The 17,883-nt window shown below is 63.4% G+C and carries 18 protein-coding genes; 5 read left to right on the top strand and 13 right to left on the bottom strand.

Annotated features, from left to right (window positions below):
- Window position 1 precedes the first annotated feature (1 nt).
- From E3O65_RS11610 to E3O65_RS11580, 6 genes are all read right to left on the bottom strand, one after another.
- Entirely contained in the window at window positions 2–682 is a 681-nt protein-coding gene (locus E3O65_RS11610) for a M23 family metallopeptidase (protein WP_166785732.1), read from the bottom strand.
- 276 nt (window positions 683–958) lie between these two features.
- Entirely contained in the window at window positions 959–1,564 is a 606-nt protein-coding gene (locus E3O65_RS11605) for a DUF305 domain-containing protein (RefSeq protein ID WP_134363865.1), read from the bottom strand.
- A 95-nt stretch (window positions 1,565–1,659) separates the two neighbouring features.
- On the bottom strand, window positions 1,660–2,121 hold the full coding sequence (locus tag E3O65_RS11600; RefSeq protein WP_134363864.1) for a hypothetical protein: 462 nt from the start codon (window positions 2,119–2,121) through the stop codon (window positions 1,660–1,662).
- Window positions 2,122–2,220: 99 nt separating this feature from the next.
- The gene (locus E3O65_RS11595; RefSeq protein ID WP_134363863.1) at window positions 2,221–4,512 is read right to left on the bottom strand and encodes a heavy metal translocating P-type ATPase; all 2,292 of its coding nucleotides are present in this window, start codon (window positions 4,510–4,512) and stop codon (window positions 2,221–2,223) included.
- Entirely contained in the window at window positions 4,509–4,730 is a 222-nt protein-coding gene (locus E3O65_RS16890; RefSeq protein WP_174722300.1) for a heavy-metal-associated domain-containing protein, read from the bottom strand. Before E3O65_RS16890 ends, E3O65_RS11595 begins: the two co-directional genes overlap by 4 nt.
- 467 nt (window positions 4,731–5,197) lie before the next feature.
- A complete protein-coding gene (locus tag E3O65_RS11580; protein WP_166785731.1) occupies window positions 5,198–6,295 on the bottom strand; it encodes a YVTN family beta-propeller repeat protein in 1,098 nt (365 codons plus the stop codon).
- 281 nt (window positions 6,296–6,576) lie between these two features.
- Here E3O65_RS11580 and E3O65_RS11570 point away from each other — a divergent pair, with 281 nt between their 5' ends.
- The gene (locus E3O65_RS11570) at window positions 6,577–7,227 is read left to right on the top strand and encodes a heavy metal-responsive transcriptional regulator (RefSeq protein ID WP_241985580.1); all 651 of its coding nucleotides are present in this window, start codon (window positions 6,577–6,579) and stop codon (window positions 7,225–7,227) included.
- Between the two features lie 51 nt (window positions 7,228–7,278).
- Here E3O65_RS11570 and E3O65_RS11565 read toward each other — a convergent pair whose 3' ends face one another.
- The 7 genes from E3O65_RS11565 to E3O65_RS11535 form a co-directional block, all read right to left on the bottom strand.
- The gene (locus E3O65_RS11565; protein WP_134363859.1) at window positions 7,279–8,700 is read right to left on the bottom strand and encodes a CoA transferase; all 1,422 of its coding nucleotides are present in this window, start codon (window positions 8,698–8,700) and stop codon (window positions 7,279–7,281) included.
- Window positions 8,701–9,149: 449 nt separating this feature from the next.
- Entirely contained in the window at window positions 9,150–9,800 is a 651-nt protein-coding gene (locus E3O65_RS11560; protein ID WP_134363858.1) for a TIGR04282 family arsenosugar biosynthesis glycosyltransferase, read from the bottom strand.
- 12 nt (window positions 9,801–9,812) lie between these two features.
- Complete coding sequence (locus E3O65_RS11555; protein WP_198411640.1) at window positions 9,813–10,838, bottom strand: Rv1681 family radical SAM protein; 1,026 nt, start codon at window positions 10,836–10,838, stop codon at window positions 9,813–9,815.
- Window positions 10,839–10,852: 14 nt separating this feature from the next.
- Window positions 10,853–11,665: an Rv1680 family SBP-like protein gene (locus E3O65_RS11550; RefSeq protein WP_134363857.1), complete on the bottom strand. Its 813-nt coding sequence runs from the start codon at window positions 11,663–11,665 to the stop codon at window positions 10,853–10,855.
- Window positions 11,662–12,837, bottom strand: a complete 1,176-nt coding sequence (fadE16, locus tag E3O65_RS11545; RefSeq protein ID WP_198411641.1) for an Rv1679 family acyl-CoA dehydrogenase — start codon at window positions 12,835–12,837, stop codon at window positions 11,662–11,664. Before fadE16 ends, E3O65_RS11550 begins: the two co-directional genes overlap by 4 nt.
- On the bottom strand, window positions 12,834–13,214 hold the full coding sequence (locus tag E3O65_RS11540) for an Rv1678 family membrane protein (protein ID WP_134363856.1): 381 nt from the start codon (window positions 13,212–13,214) through the stop codon (window positions 12,834–12,836). Before E3O65_RS11540 ends, fadE16 begins: the two co-directional genes overlap by 4 nt.
- Before the next feature lie 8 nt (window positions 13,215–13,222).
- Window positions 13,223–13,699: a DoxX family protein gene (locus tag E3O65_RS11535; protein WP_198411642.1), complete on the bottom strand. Its 477-nt coding sequence runs from the start codon at window positions 13,697–13,699 to the stop codon at window positions 13,223–13,225.
- A gap of 545 nt (window positions 13,700–14,244) precedes the next feature.
- Between E3O65_RS11535 and cmtR the strand changes: the two genes are divergently transcribed.
- The 4 genes from cmtR (at window position 14,245) to E3O65_RS11515 (ending at window position 17,498) form a co-directional block, all read left to right on the top strand.
- Window positions 14,245–14,598, top strand: a complete 354-nt coding sequence (gene cmtR, locus E3O65_RS11530; protein WP_134363854.1) for a Cd(II)/Pb(II)-sensing metalloregulatory transcriptional regulator CmtR — start codon at window positions 14,245–14,247, stop codon at window positions 14,596–14,598.
- Entirely contained in the window at window positions 14,595–15,284 is a 690-nt protein-coding gene (locus E3O65_RS11525) for a cation efflux transmembrane domain-containing protein (protein WP_134363853.1), read from the top strand. The genes cmtR and E3O65_RS11525 overlap by 4 nt, the downstream gene beginning before the upstream one ends.
- A 1,120-nt stretch (window positions 15,285–16,404) precedes the next feature.
- On the top strand, window positions 16,405–17,037 hold the full coding sequence (locus E3O65_RS11520) for an NAD(P)-dependent oxidoreductase (RefSeq protein WP_134363852.1): 633 nt from the start codon (window positions 16,405–16,407) through the stop codon (window positions 17,035–17,037).
- On the top strand, window positions 17,034–17,498 hold the full coding sequence (locus E3O65_RS11515) for a MarR family winged helix-turn-helix transcriptional regulator (RefSeq protein WP_134363851.1): 465 nt from the start codon (window positions 17,034–17,036) through the stop codon (window positions 17,496–17,498). The genes E3O65_RS11520 and E3O65_RS11515 overlap by 4 nt, the downstream gene beginning before the upstream one ends.
- Window positions 17,499–17,883: the final 385 nt, after the last annotated feature.

Raw genomic sequence — 17,883 nt, 5'->3', positions numbered from 1 at the left:
TTCAGTCTGCGTCATTGGGGCGAACTCTTTCTGTGAGCCAGGTAAATGGGTCTGTCGGCTGTGAACCGCCGAGTAGGATCTCGAAATGAAGGTGTGGACCGGTGCTCTGACCGGTGCTGCCGACGTTGCCGACGAGCTGGCCGACGAGTACGGGCTGGCCGACTTCGAGAGCCAGGGTGCCTTCCGACATGTGGGCATAGAGGCTGCTGACCAGGCGGCCGTCGATCAGATGCTCGATGACGGCGTACACGCCGAGGCCGCTGTCGTCGGTTGCCGAGACACCCTTCACGATGCCGTCCGCGATTGCCTGGATCGGAGTGTTCACTCCGGGATTCATGTCCAGGCCTTTGTGGAAGCTTGAGCAGCCGTCGCAGGGCGGCACACGCGGACCGAAGTCCGTCGTGATCGGAACCCCGACTGTGAACGGCCACTGGACCGGCGAAGTCACGTCATTGACATAGGTGCCTGCCGTTTGGGTGTACGCGCCAGGCAAGGACGGCTTCGGCACTCGGCCCACGGTGAATCCGTCGCGGAGGATGGTGACGGCCTCCACTTCGTTGACCGGCAAGTCTTGGGGTGCGTCAGAGACCGGCTGACTCTGCCGAGTCGCCGTGGCCGAGCCGGGGTTCACCGCGAGAGCGGGGAGTGAGACGCTGACGGCGAAAAGTGCGACGAATGCCATCGCCCCGACGCCGAGCAACCGTTGCCGTATTGGTGGCGGCGCCGGGCGGTCGGACTGTCGCAGATGCGACTTGAGGGTCGGCCTGCGGCGCTGCTGCTGACGCCGGTGTTCTTCAGCTGCTCGCAGAAGGCGACGAGATGTGTCTGGGGGAGTGTTCATGACTGGTGTTCCTTGTGGCGATGGCGCCGGGCGGCGAAACCTCAGCGAGGGTTCGCGGCGCGTGAGCTCACGACAGTGAGCGGGGACCGCAATGCGGTCCCCGGGTGGTGGGACGCCCTACAGGGTGGAGAGGATGTCCTTCATGACATCGATCTCATTGGTCTGGCTCGTGACGATGTTCGACGCCATGGCCTTGGCGTCCTCATTCTGGCCCTCATCCAGTTCCAGTTCAGCCATCATGATCGCGCCCTGATGGTGGACGATCATCTGTTCCAGGTACAGCTCGCCGGCCTGCGGCCCCGACGCATTCTCGAGGGCCATCATGTCGTCGTCGGACATCATTCCGTCGGAACCGTCACCCATTCCCGACATCCCATCCATGCCGCCGGTGCTGGTCTCATCGGTGCCCCACTCGGCGAGCCAGTCTCTGAGCTGCTCGATCTCTGGCTCTTGGGCGGCCGTGATCTGGGTGGCAAGATCGGTAATGCGAACGTCGACCCCGTCTCTGGCAAGGATGTCCTCGCTCATCTCGACGGCTTGCTCATGGTGGGGGATCATCATCTGCGCAAACGTGACATCAGCTGGCGCAAAGGAGGCGGACGCCGTGGGAGAGCTGGATGACCCGGACGAACTGCTGGGTTCCGTCCCGTTGGTGCAAGCGCTGAGTGTGAGCACGGCGGCGATGGCCGCCCCCGTCAGAAGGTACGTACGTGATTTGCGCATTGTTTTTCCGTTCATTAGTCAGACCTGAGAAACCGAGGCGCCGGCGGGCGCGAGGATGCCGCGCGTCCGCGAGGGCGCGTCGGCGGCGGTTCGGTCTAAATGCGACTAATAGAGAGAACGGTCAGATTCGGCCTGTGAATATCCAGGACGAGGCGGTGAGAGAGTCGAGCGATGTGTCCGCCTGCGTCGAGCAGTCGTCGGTATGTTGACGGTAACCGAGCCAGAAGGATCAGCGATGCGATCACCAGCAGGATGGTGCAGGTCATCGCGAGGATCGCACAGTCCAACATGCAATCGGAACAATCGACGGGGCCGAGACCGGTGTGTGCGATAACGGAAACCGCCGAGACAGCGCCCGCCATGACGACGGGGGAGACACCGACCTGCGCGGTGGGGTCAGATGCAACCGCGGTCCCACCAGTCTCGTGACCGGCATGCGTGGAGTTCATGGCGAGCACACCGAACAGAAGTGCGGCCAGGGCGACCAACGCCACCAAACCGGACAGGAGGACAGGCCTTCTGGGGGGAGCGATGTGTGTTGTGGTATCCAGCTTCATGTCACCTCCGGTTCCGTGACTGGCGCGGTCGGTTCCCGCACATACCCCCCTACAGTATCCACTCTCACACCGCTCGACCTGTGAATGCGATCTTCCAGGTCACCCGATGGTCACGGGTTGCACCGTGAGCACGCCAGTGGACGTCGGAGCACCCGACACGGTGAGCCCGCGGAAGCCGCGCAGCCGCAGGCTGTTGCTCACTACGAAAACCGACGACAGCGCCATGGCCGCACCGGCGATCAATGGGTTGAGCAAGCCGAGCATGGCGAGTGGGATCGCCGCCACGTTGTAGGCGAAGGCCCAGAACAGGTTGGCCTTGATGGTCGACAGGGTGCGCCGGGAGAGTCGGATCGCGTCCGCCGCTGCTATCAGGTCGCTTCTGACCAAGGTCAGATCGCTGGCCTCGATGGCGACGTCCGTTCCCGTTCCCATCGCAATACCCAGGTCCGCGGTGGCTAGTGCCACAGCGTCGTTGACGCCGTCGCCGACCATGGCAACCACGCGTCCCTCGCTCTGCAGCTCCCGGATGATCTGCGCCTTCTCGGCCGGCAGCACACCGGCACGAACGTCGCTGATACCGACTTCAGATGCGACGAAGGCCGCGACGGTCTCGTTGTCGCCGGTGAGGAGCACTGGCTGCAGGCCCAGGCGACGAAACTCCGCGATCGCGGCGGCGCTGGTGTCTTTGACGACGTCAGAGACGGCGAGGATTCCCCTGGCCTGGCCGTCCCAGGCGACGGCGACCGCGGTTCGACCCTGCGTCTCGAAGGCGGCCAAGGCAGCCTGGAGCTCGGACGGAAGTGGGATAGTCCACTGCTCCGTCAGCCAGCGTGGACGCCCCACGAGAACGACCCGACCGGCTACCAGGGCCTGAACGCCGAGACCGTCCGTCGAAGCGAAGGACTCGGATGGCGGTAGTTCGCCGGCGCGTTCCCGGGCACCAGACACAATTGCTTGGGCGATGGGATGTTCGGAACCCGTTTCGGCCGCCCCGGCGAGGTGAAGCAGGAGCTGCTCGTCGCCGCCGGTAACGGGAACGGCGGCCACGAGCGTCATCCGGCCGGTCGTGACCGTGCCGGTCTTGTCGAGCACGATGGTGTCTACCCGGCGGGTTGATTCGAGAATTTGGGGTCCCTTGATCAGGATGCCCAACTGTGCTCCACGCCCGGTGCCCACGAGCAGTGCGGTAGGGGTCGCCAGACCGAGCGCGCACGGGCACGCGATGATGAGTGTTGCCACGGCCGCGGTGAATGCGACGACGGTGCCTGCCCCGAGCAGCAGCCAGACCATAAGGGTGGCCAGCGACAGCCCGATCACGATCGGGACGAAGATCGCTGAGACCCGGTCGGCGAGGCGCTGTACCTCGGCCTTGCCGGTCTGCGCCTGTTCGACCAAGCGGCCTAGCTGGGCGAGCTGCGTGTCCGCACCGACGCGGGTGGCCTGCACGACCAGGCGACCGCCTGAGTTCAGGGTGGCTCCGACCACTGCTGCGCCGGGCCCGACTTCGACCGGAACGGATTCGCCGGTGAGCATGCTGGCGTCGATGGCCGAGTTGCCTTCCAGAACGGTTCCGTCGGTAGCGATCTTCTCACCGGGACGAACGACGAACTGGTCGCCCACGACCAGCGACGAGGTGGGGACGGTGGTCTCGACACCATCCCGCAGAAGGGTCGTCACTTTCGCCCCGAGTTCAAGCAGTGCCTTCAGCGCTGCTCCGGACTGTTTTTTGGCACGGGCCTCGAAGTAGCGGCCGGCCAGAATGAACACCGTGACGGCGGATGCGACCTCGAGATAAATTTCATCGGCTCCACCTCCCGGGGAGGCGGTAAAGCTGAAGGCCATGGTCATGCCCGGGACTCCAGCCATGCCGAAGAAGAGGGCGTACAGCGACCAGCCGAGTGCGGCGAGCACCCCGATACTGATCAGGGTATCCATGGTCGCAGCACCGTGGCGCGCATTCAGCCAGGCAGCGCGATGGAACGGCCATGCTCCCCAGACGGCGACCGGGGCGGCAAGGGTGAGGGCCAACCACTGCCAGTTGGTGAATTGCAGCGGGGGGATCATCGAGAGTAGGAGCACGGGCGCGGCGAGCACGGCGGACAGGATTAGCCGCTGGCGAAGACTGGCCACTTCACGGTCCTGATCCGTGGGTACATCGGGTGCCGGCGCCTCCGGCGCTTTCGGACGTGCAGCCGTGTAGCCGGTCTCCTCGATCACCGAGATGGCCTCCTCCACCGTGGTGCCAGCTGGAATGAACACGCTGGCCTTCTCGGTGGCGTAGTTCACGGATGCCTCGACCCCCGGCATGCGGTTGAGCTTCTTCTCTATGCGCGACGCACAGGAGGCGCAGGTCATGCCGCCGACGAGAAGGTCGACCTGCTCCCCGCTCATGGGGTCGCCGTGACCAATTCGTAACCGGCCTCGTCGATGGCGGCGGCCACGGCGACTGGATCAATGGGTTCGGAGCTGGAGACGGTTACCACAGAGACGCCGCCCGGAACAAGGTCAACGACCACGGCTTCGACTCCGGCAACCTGGCCCACTTCAGCCGTCACACTGTTCACGCAGTGAGAACAGGTCATTCCAGCCACCTGGAAAGTGGTGGTCATGCCGGTGGGTTCCGCAGTGCGCTCGGATGTGTGCCCGTGCGACTCGCAAGAGCAGGAAGAGTCGGTAAGGCCAAGGTTTTTCCCGGTCAACGTCGACAAAATGTTCACGATTCCTTTCGTTCCTCGGCGATCGAAGCAACCGCCGGGACGTACCCCCAGGGGGTACATTTAGGGTATACCCCAGGGGGGTACTCGGTCAACATGGGCGCAGCGCGCTTCACCGCGTGGGTCTTCGCACTCGAGGCATACCACCCGGGGGAAAATCACGAAAATACGAGGCACGGCCACTGGCGAACGGGAATCCAGGATCGAGCGGCACAGGCCCATACGAGCTACCGCATTGTTGCCGCTGTCGCTGCCGGCGGGGAAGAGGGCGACGCCAAGATCCAGGAAGCGTCAAAAGCAATCGCGCCCCTGGTCCGGTCTTAACCTCCCGGAAACAATGCGCAACCAACGCCCGACACTGCCTAATGCTCCATCGTCGACGAGTTGCCAGACTCCACCGGGAGGTCGAGCTTCGTTTCCGAGGTCGGTTTGAGGGTCTGCGTGGAGAAGCTGATTCCATTCGGTGTGGCTCCGACCGGGATACGTGCCACGACGGCAAGCGATTTCAGGTCGAGGACGGCGACCGTGTCTGCCGCCATGTTGGTGATGTACGCGTGTCGACTGGACGGATCGATGACGACGCCGTGAGCGCCGTCACCGGTGTTCACGCTCTTCACAACTGCGAACGTATCGACGCTGAGGACCGAGACTGTTGTGCCCGGTTTGTCGTCCGTGCCCTGGTTGGCTACGAGCAAGTACTTGTTGTCCGGGCTCACGAACGTTTGGATCGGTCCGGGGCCGACCGCGGTCTTCCCTACCAGGGAGCGGGTGGAGACGTCTACCTTGGCAATGGCGTCCTCCCCACTGAGCGAGGCGTAGACGAAGCGGCCATCCGCCGAGAATGCCACTTGGGCGGGCGCAGTCCCGACTTCAATCTCTGCGACCTGTGAGTTGGTAGCGGTATCGATGACGCTCAAAGTCGTTCCGCCGATATTGGCGACATAGATCCATTTTCCGTCGGGACTCGGTCGAAGCCCGTGGGGGCCTGTTCCGACGGGAATGGTGGTTATCGGCTGCATCGTCGAGGCATTCACTGCCGTCACGGAGTCGTCGGCGTTGTTGGTTATGTAACTTGTGGCGAGATCCGGAGTGATGACAACGTGAGCAGGCATGGTGCCGGTGGCGACCATTCCCGTGACGGCCAGCGTTGAAGCGTCGAGCTTGATCGCCATGGACGTGGTGCCACTGACAGCCCATACGGAATCCCCATCGGCTGTGGCCTGAACGTTGTGCGGGCTTTTGAGACCGGTCAGGGTTGTTGAAACCTTGTTCGTCGCCGTGTCGATCAGAGTCAGACTGGATCCGTCTTCGTTGGCGACCCAGACCGTCCCAGACACGAGGCCCTTATGGAGGGCTGCCCGGGCATCCGGGTCATCGGCTGTGCTCATCAGAATTGCTGCCCCGGCTGCCACGATTACAAGGGGGATTGCACCCATAGCCACTGCACGTCGTCTGTTCATTGCACTCCCATCAATAGTGTCAAGCAACTACTATTTACAATAGTATTGCTTTTAATTCAGGTGAGAGTCAATGCGCGCCTCGGCAGAGGATGGTGCGTCGCCAACTACAGCGGTTCAATACGCACTCGTTTCGCGGCAATGGCTGTGCGCATTTGGTCAAGCGTCGGGGCGCCAGCGAATCCAGCGGAGGTGGCATAGATGCGACAGGAGAGTCCCACTGCGGCCGAGGGATCGGGAAAGAGGTCTAGTGCGCCGACGAGGATGCTAGGTGACCCCCGGAAGTGGATAGCCTCCGCGTCGTCCACATTGCCGACCAACCGACGCTTCACGATTACATCGGGTTGTTCTGCCGCGATTATCGCCAGCCTTTCGGCCGCGACCAACCAATTCGGGCACCCGTCGAAATACTGCAATGTGATCTCCATGTACTCAACATAAACATTGCACCGGGATGCAAGGTCAAGTGGTGGAATGAGAGTATGCAGATTAGAGACCTCGCCGTCGCGAGCGGCGTGACCGCACAAACCATCAGGTTCTACGAACGCCGCGGCCTGCTGCCCGTCCCCGCCCGTGAGGGCAATGGCTACCGCCAGTACGACGAGACGGCCGTCTCCCGGCTCAGATTCATCCGTTCCGCCCAGATGGCAGCCTTGACGCTGGCAGAAATCGGCAGCATCATCACTATCCGCCAAGCCGGTGACGTGCCGTGCGAGCACGTCTCCACCCTCCTCTTCACGAAACTTGACGATGTGCACCGCCAACAACACGCACTCGTGCTCCTCGAAGCAGAGCTTCAGCGCCTCATCAGCGCGAGTCAAGGCCTCGACCCGGCCGACTGCGGAGCAGACACCGTCTGCCACTTCATTCCCCAACCACCGCACGCGGTGGACCTCACGCCACGCCATGGAACGCTGGGAACTTCGCGTGAATGACTAGCGACCCTTATCCCCGGCAGAGCCTGGCCGTGGGGGGCACCTGTTCATTCAGCTCATGGGCCCGTCCGGTCCTGCGGCGGGGCGTGGCTCGGCCCATTCCGGCGGGTCTGCGCCCCACGGACGGCCGATCCACCCGTAGCGATTCGGACCGCCTTTGATGCTGATCGCAGGTGCGGCACAGGTGACAGTCCCGTCTGGCGTCTCCGCCACCACGGTGCGGATCTCGTAACGGCCGCCTTCGGCTGGCGGGGATTGAGGCTGGGCGAGTAGCTCTTGAGCGACCCGGGCCAGTGAAATGTCGATTGTCCAACCATGCCCGTCCAGATGCCGACGCCGAAGTGCTGACATGATCCCGGCGGAAAGTAGGTACCCGGCGGAATGATCCAGAGCCTGGGCAGGCAAAGCACCGGGTCTACCTGCTTCGTCTGCGTGGATCTGGGCGATGCCGCTGACTGCTTGGACAATACTGTCGAATCCTCGGCGCTCGGCCCACGGTCCGTTCATGCCCCACGCACTCACCCGCCCGATAACGAGTCCTGGATGGCGGTCGTGGAGTTCGACCGGAGAGAGGCCGAACCGGTCGAGGCTATTCGGCCTGTATCCCGTAACAACAACGTCGGCTTGCATGAGCAGTCGTTCGAAGCAGTCTCGATCTGGTTTGTATCCAAGGTCGAGAAGAGCGGACCGCTTCCCCTGCCCGGTATCGAGGTATTGCCACGGAAGTTCCGGCATGCGGGGGCTGTCGAGGCGCAGAACATCTGCCCCGAAGAAGGCGAGACTGCGAGTGGCCACCGGACCGGCTATGACCCGGGTCAAGTCGAGCACCCGAACGCCCTCCAGCGGAGCAAAACTGTCGGCCGATCCCAAGCTATGGAGGCACGAGTCTGCCGCCTGCTGCTTCAGGCTGATGAAGGGGTCCGTTGTCAGGCTTTGGGCTTGAGGATGTCCTATCCAACTGCTCGGGCTGCGAACCGAGCTGATGAGCGCACCAGAAGCTGCTGCTTCATCCTCCAGGTCGAGGGCGCTGCGGCGCGAAATCGCGTGAGCGACAGCCTCGGCGGTTCCGAAAACGTCCAGCCCCAGAACTGAGCGCAAAGCTGCTTCGTGGTGAGGATAGTTTGCATGGGTGCGAACCCAGCCGTCGCTCGAGGCGAAGAATCCAGACAGGGGCGCCCACGCTGGCGCGGGCCTCCCGTTCCACCGGAACAGTCTGTCGCTCTGGTAGGCGCCGGCGACGAGGTGAGGCGAAATGCTCACCCGCGGGACTTCGCTCGCCTTCGGATCACGCGCTCCCGTGCGGACAACATGAAGCAAGGAGGCCATGAGCTTGGCTGCCGCGATGCTGTCTCGGGCAAGGTCCGCGACTGGAAGTGGCGAGGCGAGCGGCACCGGCCCGGCCGTGCGAACGCGCGTGGCTAGGTCTGAAAGTTCCGCGGCATCAGAGAGGAATGTGCTGAGGAAGGTGTCCATCGGTTGCCTCCCAGTCCCTTGACCGTTCACACGTGGGTGTGATGCCAGGCGACCATCGTTGGCCCCACTTTATCCCCACGGCGCGAATCGCAATTGATGTCAGGAGGCCGTGCAGTCATCGTGCGCAATCAACGGAAGGAGAAGCGGTATATCGCCCGCCGAGGGACCGCGAACGGGGCAGGGTCGACGTGAGGTGCCCAACCGGATGCAATGTGCCGTCATGGATGAATCCTTCGGTGCACGGCGGAATGCCGCCGGAATCAGACGGCACCAGCGATGGCCAGCACGATGCCCGCGATGAATGCAATCCCGTCCAGGACCAGGCGTGCCTTCTCGGCAGTGAACAGCTCGCTCAGCTCGAAGTCGAGAGCGGATATCTGGAAGGCGGCGCGCTTCCGATCGAGCGAATCGGAGGCTGCGACTTTAGGAAATTTCGTATCAGATACCGACTATTCAATATCAGGCTCCTCGAGCCGCATCGCCAAGAAGGTGGCCGCAAACCGGCTGTGCGGGGCAACGCGCGCAACGGCATCAGCGTCTTCAATCGTATCGACGTCGGTGAGCAATGGCAGGTGACGTACGCGCAGTCCCGCGTTGCGCAGACGGGCGAGCTGGCGGTCGCCGGTGTCAGGACGGGACATCGGGACACCACGGATCAGATGGCCTCGCTGGAGTCCTGGGGTGGGTTTGCCGAGGGCGAGAGCCCAGAACCCTCCGTCGTGCGCTGCCCCGAACCAGGCGTCCGTTGAGTCGTCCCACTCGGTGAAGACCGGGTCGAGCAGGTCCGCGGTCAACTGCGGGGTATCCATTCCGATGAGGAGTACCGAATCCGAGAGGGAATCGAAGATGGCCGAGAGACGCTCGTCGAGGGTGCCGGAAATCTGGGGAACGATCTCAAAGTCTGCAGCGGCGGGCGGCGGGATAACCCCGTCGAAGGCGAGAATTCGGCGGTTCGCAGGGAGGGCAAGCGCGACAGCGAGGGTGTCGTCCAGGCTCGCGGCGGCGAGTTCGGCGGCCTGCTCATAGGTGAGTGCAGGGTGCAGTCGGGTCTTGACCCGGCCAGGCAGACACTCCTTGGCGATGACAACAAGAGTTGTCATCGGTCGGGCGACCTAGGCACAGGGGAACCACTCCGCGGCGCTGTCAGCCGCGCGGCGGTGTGCGACGAACCGACGGGTGATTTCGGCGATCGCGTCGGCAAGGGGGAAGATGTCGCGGGTCACGAACTGGTCGTCGTGATCGGCCGCCACCGGATGCCAATACACACCGTCGGCTGTGATCGTCACCTCGGGGATCAGCGAGTTGACCGTGAGCTCGATGCCGGAGTCGGAGACTCCTCGGTGCGCAAGCGCGCGAATGACCTGATCCTCGCGTGAGATTGCGAGGGTGTCGAGAAATACGTGGAATGGGTCGAGCTCGTGCATCTGATCGGCTGGGAGGGTCGCAGCAACCTTTACGCGGAACCCCTCCTCGTGGGCGATGCGGATGCCGTTGACGGCCTTCGCCCACGACCCGGTTCCGCGGTGGCTGTCGTGGATAGCCGGAGTGGCCGAATCGACGCTGACCTGGAGGGTCAGCCGAGACCGATCCATTCGGCGCAAGCGCTCGAGTCGTGTTCCGCGAAACAGCATTCCGTTGGTGAGCAGTGTCGTCGGGAGTCGGTCGGTGCACGAGTTCACTAGATCATCGAGGTCGTTCAGAAGGAACGGCTCGCCTCCCGTGAGGATGAGTTCGCTGACGTCCGCGTCGGCGGCCTCACTCGCGATTTGCTGGAGCCGGTCGGCGCCGATCGCCCGCCGTGCCGCTTTCGGGGACGAGCGAACGCAACAGTAGTCGCAGGCGAGGTTGCAGTCGAAGTTCGTGTACACCCACACCCGCGCCCCGGGTCGTTGAGCAGGGTCGAGCTGTGCGAGCGGGTCGGGAGCTCGCCCGTGACGAACGGTCACGGTCAATTGCGCGGCAACTGCGATCTCATTGCCGGTCGCGGCACACCACGCCTCAACGAGGTCAAGGGCGGCAACACGGTGCGCGTGCCCGAATCCGACAGTCACCGTTCCGCCGGTCGGTACGCGCCCGATGCCTTCAATGAGGTCGAGCACGACGCCCATCGCGGTGTGTTCGGCAGTCGATGGACTCACGAGTGAGCTCGTGGTCACCATCTCGGGGCAATTCTCTGCTCGCTAACGGCTGCGACGAGGGACGCGTAGCCCTCGAGTCTCGGAGGTACCCAGGCCTGCAGGCCTTCCATCTCCATGATCGGTCGATGCTGGGGATTCTTCCAATCCATGGCGAGCAGATTGGCAACCCATGGATCCGCACGCTCGATCGCGAGCGATGGCATCGCTGTGAAGGTGCAGTGGCTGTATTCGGGCGACGTCCAGAACGATTCGAATGCCCCGGGCAGCAACTCGCCCCGCCCGATGGCATTCCACGTGTTGATGCCGATCGCGGCGGCATCTGCTCGATCGTCGAGTACTGCGCGCAGAGCATCGAGTTCACTTCGACCAGTGTCACCGTGTTTTCCCACGTCGCTGTCGATCCGGGTGATCCTGATGTCTCCCTCGCTGAGGCCGGCCTCGCGGAGGAAGTGAACCGGAAGGATCGCCGCCTGGGCCGAATCACGCGATCCCAGAACAAGGCGGCGGCCCTGAAGGCTCTGCAGCGACGTGAATCCGCTCCCCGTTCGGGCCACGAACACCGTCTTGAAGTTGAGATCCGTGTCCCGCGATGCGAGTGCACGGCAGGCGTCGTCGGTCTGGGCGACGGTGCGCACCCAGGCGAGATTTGTGTTCCAAGCCAGATCGAGAGTCCCGGAGATGAGAGCATCAACTTGTCTGCCGTAGTTGGAGAACAACACGAAGTCGATCGGTGTCGTCGTCTCGGCGAAGTAGTCTCGCAACCCTTCCCAGATCGGTATGACGTTGGGCGAGTAGGCAACGGAGCCGATGACGAGTGGCGTGGTCATGCTGCGGCCCCGGCCTGCTCAGCCTGTGGGGCCCCGGAAGCAGCCTTCGGTACATCGAAGAGGGGTCTGCCGGTGATCGCCCGCCCGTAGAACTCGTAGAGCACGTCGGATGTCGGGGCCATCACGTGTCCCGCTCGCGCGTCGCGGAAGTAGCGGTCGATCTGCAGGTGCTCAGAGAACGCCGCGCCGCCGCACACGCGCATCGCGACATCCGTGACACGTAGTGCAGCATCGTTTGACGAGGCCTTACTGCCGAGTACGAAAAGTGGGGTGTCTTCTTCGGGAGCGGCGACCTTTCCCGCGGCCACGTCGAGGTAGGCGCTCGCATTGGCGAGGTCAATCGACATTTTCGCGAGCTGTGCCCGGATGGTCGGCAATGATGACAGGCTCTCATCGAGGTGCTCGAGCCGCGCTCCCATCGTGTGCCGCACCGCGGCATCGACCGCAGCACGGCTGAGACCGATCGACACGGCAGAGTTGCCCAGGTTGAACCACGGAAGAACATGACCCATCATCAGATCGAACCCCCCGCCCGCCGCGCCCAAGCGGAAGCCTTCAGTCGTGTCGACGTCAACGGTCATCGGACTCGAGGAGTTCCCACGGAATCCCATGCCCTTCCATGGGCGATCGATCGAAAGGCCGGTCGTACCGGCGGGGATCGCGAAGAGGTCCACACCCTCCGCATCCGGTGTGCCCGTGGAGAGAACGTAGACGTCCGCGTGGCCGGCCGACGTGACCCAGCTCTTCTTCGCGAAAATCTGGATGCCTCCTGGCCTCGTTGTTGCTCGCGAAACGGGCGCCCAAAAGTGGGAGCGCGAACCCGCTTCGGAGAATGCCAGCGAGGCGAGCGTGCGGCCGCTCGCGAGATTCTCGAGCAGTCCCGGCATCCCAGTGGGCGGCGCCGCAGCGACCGGCATCGCGGCGCTCACGTGCATGAGGTAGATCATCGCGGTCGACCCGCATGCTCCGGCGAGGGCGCCGGCCACCAGCACAAGCTCCCGCGGTCCTCCGCCCAGCCCGCCGACCTCGGTCGGAAGCGTTAGTCCGAGCAGTCCCGATGACCGCAGCGCGGCGACCGCTTCCTCGGGAAAACGGCCCGCAGCATCCACGTCATGCGCATGCTTGCGGGCGATCTCCACAACGGGATCCAGTAGTTCGACAACGTCGATCACGGTCTGCCTTTCGTCGGTTCGTGCGGCTGGGCTGGGGGAGGTGGTGAGAACGAAAGTGCGAGAAGTCCGATGCCGATGCCGCCGGCCACCGCCATCGCCGAGGCGTCACCGCCGAGTGGCCGGACCGATAGGGCGAGCCCCACGAGTTGGACAAGGGATGCTCCCGTGAGCAGCGCGCCTGCGATCAAGCGCAACAGCCTTCGCCGGATGATGCCGCCCACGATCGAGAGAATGCCACCGGCCATGAGGACACTTGCGCCGACAGGTCCGATGTTCACGAAACGAAACTGTGTGGGGAGTGTGGTGCCGAACACGAAACCCGCAAAAAGGATCGCGGCAATACCGATCACGACCGCCCCGCGGTCGTAGGTACTCACTGTGCCGTTCACGACACCCACAACATGAGCCGCGAGGGACGTCCGGAAGACGCCGACCACGACCGGCGCAGGAGCCCGTCGACTCCGTAGCAACGCCCGGCTGCAGTTGCGAAGAGCGCTAAGTGCGCGAGCGCCATCAGATAGTACGACCAGTGCCACTCATGGGGGGCGAACAGAACCGAAAGTGTGATTGCCAGTGTTTGGCCGATACCGACGACGGCCCAGAACCTGGTCGCGAGGCCGATGAGTAGGAAGGCACCCAGCCCGCCCTCGATAAGGAGCGTGAACCATCCAAAGACAACGATGTTCGGCAGCACAACCACGTCGACGAAGGTTGAATATGGTGCAAAAACCGGATGGGAAACCGCCTGGCTGGCCCAGAAGTACAAGCCGTCGTTGTTCGCCCGGCCAAAGTCCGGTGGCACCTTCCACGCAACATTTTGGATCCACATGAGTGCGACGCCGCAGCGGAGCGCAGCGATCATAATCCTCGTGGAGCGTGCCACCACCGGGGCGTCGACCAGTGGGTTTGCCGCTGTGGACATGGATTCCTCTCGACGGGATCATTCAAGCCACATCGCGCGTCGAGCACAACGATCGATACATTACGAGACTCTGACAGATGGGGGGAGGGGGTAGCCAGGTCCGCCGTCAGTACGACACGAACCTTAGGCAAGCGACCTGACCCGTGGGACCTGCGCACGGACATTGGCAGGGATTCCGTCGACCGGTCCGCCACCCGGCCGACGCCCCGGACATTGAGGCGCATCTCACGACCGCAGTGGCCTATATCCCCACAGAGCGGTGCCTCTCTCATGGTTGCCCTTGTGCTCGGTAAACACGGTGATCCCGTGTTCAGTGTGACCGCATTAGCGTCCTTCGCTGGGCATCAAGTCGACCGCGAACGCCTCCGACGATCCGCGATCGCAGGGACCTTCCGCGACGGAAAACGGCATTCCGCATGAGTGGTCGCGCCGCACATCGGCCCATTCCGCACCAGTTGATACAGCGACCGATGTATAGTCATCGGATGCTGACTATTGCTACTCGTATTGACGTGATGAACCGGCTTGGTCGCGCAATGGCGGACCCTACGCGTTCTCGCATCCTTGTGACCCTCTTGGATGGCCCGAGCTACCCGGCCCTGCTCTCACGTGACCTTGGACTCAGCCGCTCAAACGTGTCCAACCACCTCACGTGCCTGCGAGACTGCGGCATCGTCGTGGCAGAACCTGAGGGGCGACAGACTCGTTACGAAATCGCAGACCCACACCTTGGCCGTGCGCTTACCGCGCTGGTCGACGTGACGCTGGCCGTTAGGGAGAACGCACCCTGCGTCGACCCGGCCTGCTCGATCGCCGGCTGCTGTGAGGAGACCCGATGATCATCTCGATGACCGATGCCCGCCGGGCAGTCCTCCACCGCCGGGTACGGTTCATTGTCGCCTTCACGATCACCTACAACGTGATCGAAGCTGTCGTAGCAATCTGGGCCGGCGCGCTGGCGTCATCCGCGGCACTGATCGGATTCGGCCTCGATTCGATCGTAGAAGTGGGCTCGGCTCTAGCCATTGCGTGGCAGTTCACCCGGAAAGACCCGGAGCGCTGGGAGAAGGCGACAGTCCGCGTGATCGGGATTGCGTTCTTTGCCTTAGCCGCGTATGTGATCACGGACTCCGTACTCGCGCTCACCGGGGCGCAAGACGTGGACCACAGCCCGCTCGGTATTGGCATTGCGACCCTCAGCCTGCTGGTCATGCCAATGCTGGCCTGGTTCGAATTCGGGACCGGCCGCGAACTCGGCTCAAAAAGCGTAATGGCCGATGCCAAGCAACTCATGCTGTGCATTTATCTCTCTGGAACCGTCCTCATCGGCCTGCTGCTCAACAGCCTCTTCGGCTGGGCCTGGGCCGATTCCGCTGCGGCTCTCATCGTCGCTGTGCTCGCGATCCGCGAAGGCATCGAAGCATGGCGCGGTGACGTCGAGTCACCATTCGAAGTTTTCAGCGACATGGTTGAGGATGACGTCGACAAGCCACTCGATGAGAGAACCGGCGACCCACGCGGCTAGGCCGGTAGTGGGAGACCGTCAGCCGAATAGGAGGCACCAACCTGTGGGCACCCGTACCGCGGAGTCCGTCAATTTCGAGTGCTCAGTGTGCGGCGCTGTGCAGCCCTACATCGTGGAGTTGCCCGACAAATACGTCGGTCAAGCCACAGTGACCACCCGCTACTTCGCGCGTCCCTGGCATCAAGACTTTGGCAGCGGGGCAATCGCCGTGAAGGCTGCCGCAAGCCGGACCAGTTCGAGGCGAGGTAGGAAACGACGTTCCCAGCCGTGCCTGACTGGGTTTTCACGGAAGGTGACCGCTTTCATTCGCCCGGGGGTTCGCGGCTCGAGGTGTGCGGTGGTTGCCGACCAGAGGTGTTCACCATATATTCGCCGGGCGTCGACGCCTGGATCTCATGGCGTGCAATGCGCCCGCCCGCTCGTGTCTGTCGATTTGCCCTCAAGATTCGCGCCGGGATGCCGGCTAGACGAGGGGCGTACACTCAGCATCAAGGCAGAACGGTGCCGTTTTGGGTCGGTCGGTCAGCCGGTTCGCAGCACTGGGGGAGGCGGTCGCTCGAGCGATGAGCGTCACCGGCGGCTGGATGGATCACACATTTGATCGCTGAGATTGACAACTGGAAGGTGGGACATATGATCGTCGACCCGAACGAAATCGTTCAGGAGGACGAACCTGGTCCTGCTGTCGCTGCCCCACTGGACCGCTGGCGTTCCCTGCCGGCGCGGGTGCGAGTGGACGAGCAGAGCACGTCTGTGTCGGCTTCGGACGCACCTGATCCCGAGGGTGGTAGGAACCCGGACAACGACTGGCTCCTCCGCGGCGTCTGAACCAGCGTGTACATCCGATCCGCGGGCAGGTGCTGGTTCGCTTCCTCTTGAGGACTGTGTGAGCGCCTGCCGGACACCCAGCGGAGTGGGTACGATATCGCGAATGATGGCAAGGCATCCCGAACCGCAGGTGTTCCGCTAGCGCTTGATGCCGATCGTTTCGGAGGGCACAGATGACGTGCTGTCCGCTTTTCGGGTGGGGACCCACTCACGCCGTGCGACGTCAGGCCTGGTCGCACCGAGTGGCGGGCGTTTCAGCCCGCGATATCGTTTAGCGACTGAACTAAATGACATGACAGTGAATGCGTTGTTTGGTGCGACCAGCAAGACCGGTCGTCGCGTGGTGGCGCGCGCTCTTGCCGCGGGAAACGAGGTCCGGGCTCTCGTTCGTGATCCGGGCAGGCTCGCAATGACGTCGCCGACTCTGACGGATATCCGTGGTGACGTGTTGGATTCGACTGCTGTGGATCAAGCGGTGTCGGGCTCAGATGCAGTGCTCAGCCTGTTCGGGCAGGTAAAGGGTTCACCGCCGACGCTTCAGGCCGAGGGCACCCAGATCATCGTGGACGCCATGCGGCGGCACGACGTCAAACGGATCGTCAGCCTATCCGGCGGCGGCCTATCCCCTCCTCTGGACCGACCTGGTCCCGCAGATCGCGCGATCAGGTTCGTGCTGAAGACCTTGTCTGGGCCTGTACTTGCCGACGCAGAGGAGCACCTTCGGGTGCTCAAAGCAGCCGGGCTGGAGTGGACAGTCGTGCGTGGTCCACGGTTGTCCGAGAGGCCAGGCACCGGCACCTACCGTGTGGGCTGGGTGGGCGTTGATGCCAGCACCAACATCAGTCGAGATGATCTCGCGGACTTCATCCTCACCCAGGTGGAGGATCGCACCTTCATTGGGCAAATGCCGTTCATCAGCGCATGACACCGACAGCGCCCATGCTCACGTCTGATCGGTCGATCCAGGTGGGGGAGGTGTTGGCGGCGGTCGTCCGTTTGTCGCGGTTGCTTGCGAGCCCGCGATCGACGCCGTTTGGCAGCACGGTTCTCACTCGCACCCAACTGGACGTTCTCTTCCTCCTCGCTCACGAGCCGGACGCCGTCGCTCCGGGCCAGCTCGCCGCTCCTCTGCAGGTGACCCGGGGTGCCGTCACGCAGCTCGTGGACCAACTGCGTGAGCATGACCTAGTGGAGCAGTTCGCTTCTGACCAGGACGGACGGGTGCGGCTCCTCAGGCTCACCGATGATGCGCGCTCCCAGGTCGAGGCGTTCGAGTCCCGCGCCATTCAACGCTCCGCGCCATGGTTTGACACGCTTACTGACGATGCGCTGACCGACCTTGCAAGACTGCTCGTGCAGGTGAAGGGCGGATCGCGATCTTCGTGACCGGCGCGACCGGGTCGGTCAGCTTGGTCGAGGAGGAACACCTGCTCCGGTTCGGGCAAATCGTGATTGTGGGCATCCGCGATCCGTCCGTTCCGACCGGATCCCATACCCGGCGGAGACCCGATAGTGCTACTTTCGACGCCGACCCCCCGCAATCTGAGGACGTTTGAGAGAGAGCGGACCGGTTGTCCTGATGCGACCCGCCGGCGATCACCGACGTGCCGCTGACCCTGTTCGGGGCGATCCAGGGGCCACCGCACGGGATCGGGCAGATCGCCGAAACGACCCTCCGTCAGCTCGCCTTCGACAACACGCAGGTGTGTGGCTGATCGCGCAGAGTAAGAAATCGCGCCACTCACCGAACCCGCAGTGCGCCGGTCCCGAA

It is taken from the genome of Cryobacterium breve (genome assembly GCF_004402375.1).
GTDB lineage: Bacteria > Actinomycetota > Actinomycetes > Actinomycetales > Microbacteriaceae > Cryobacterium > Cryobacterium breve.
Note: the sequence above shows the minus strand (reverse complement) of the source record. Positions and strands in the feature narration are given on the sequence as shown.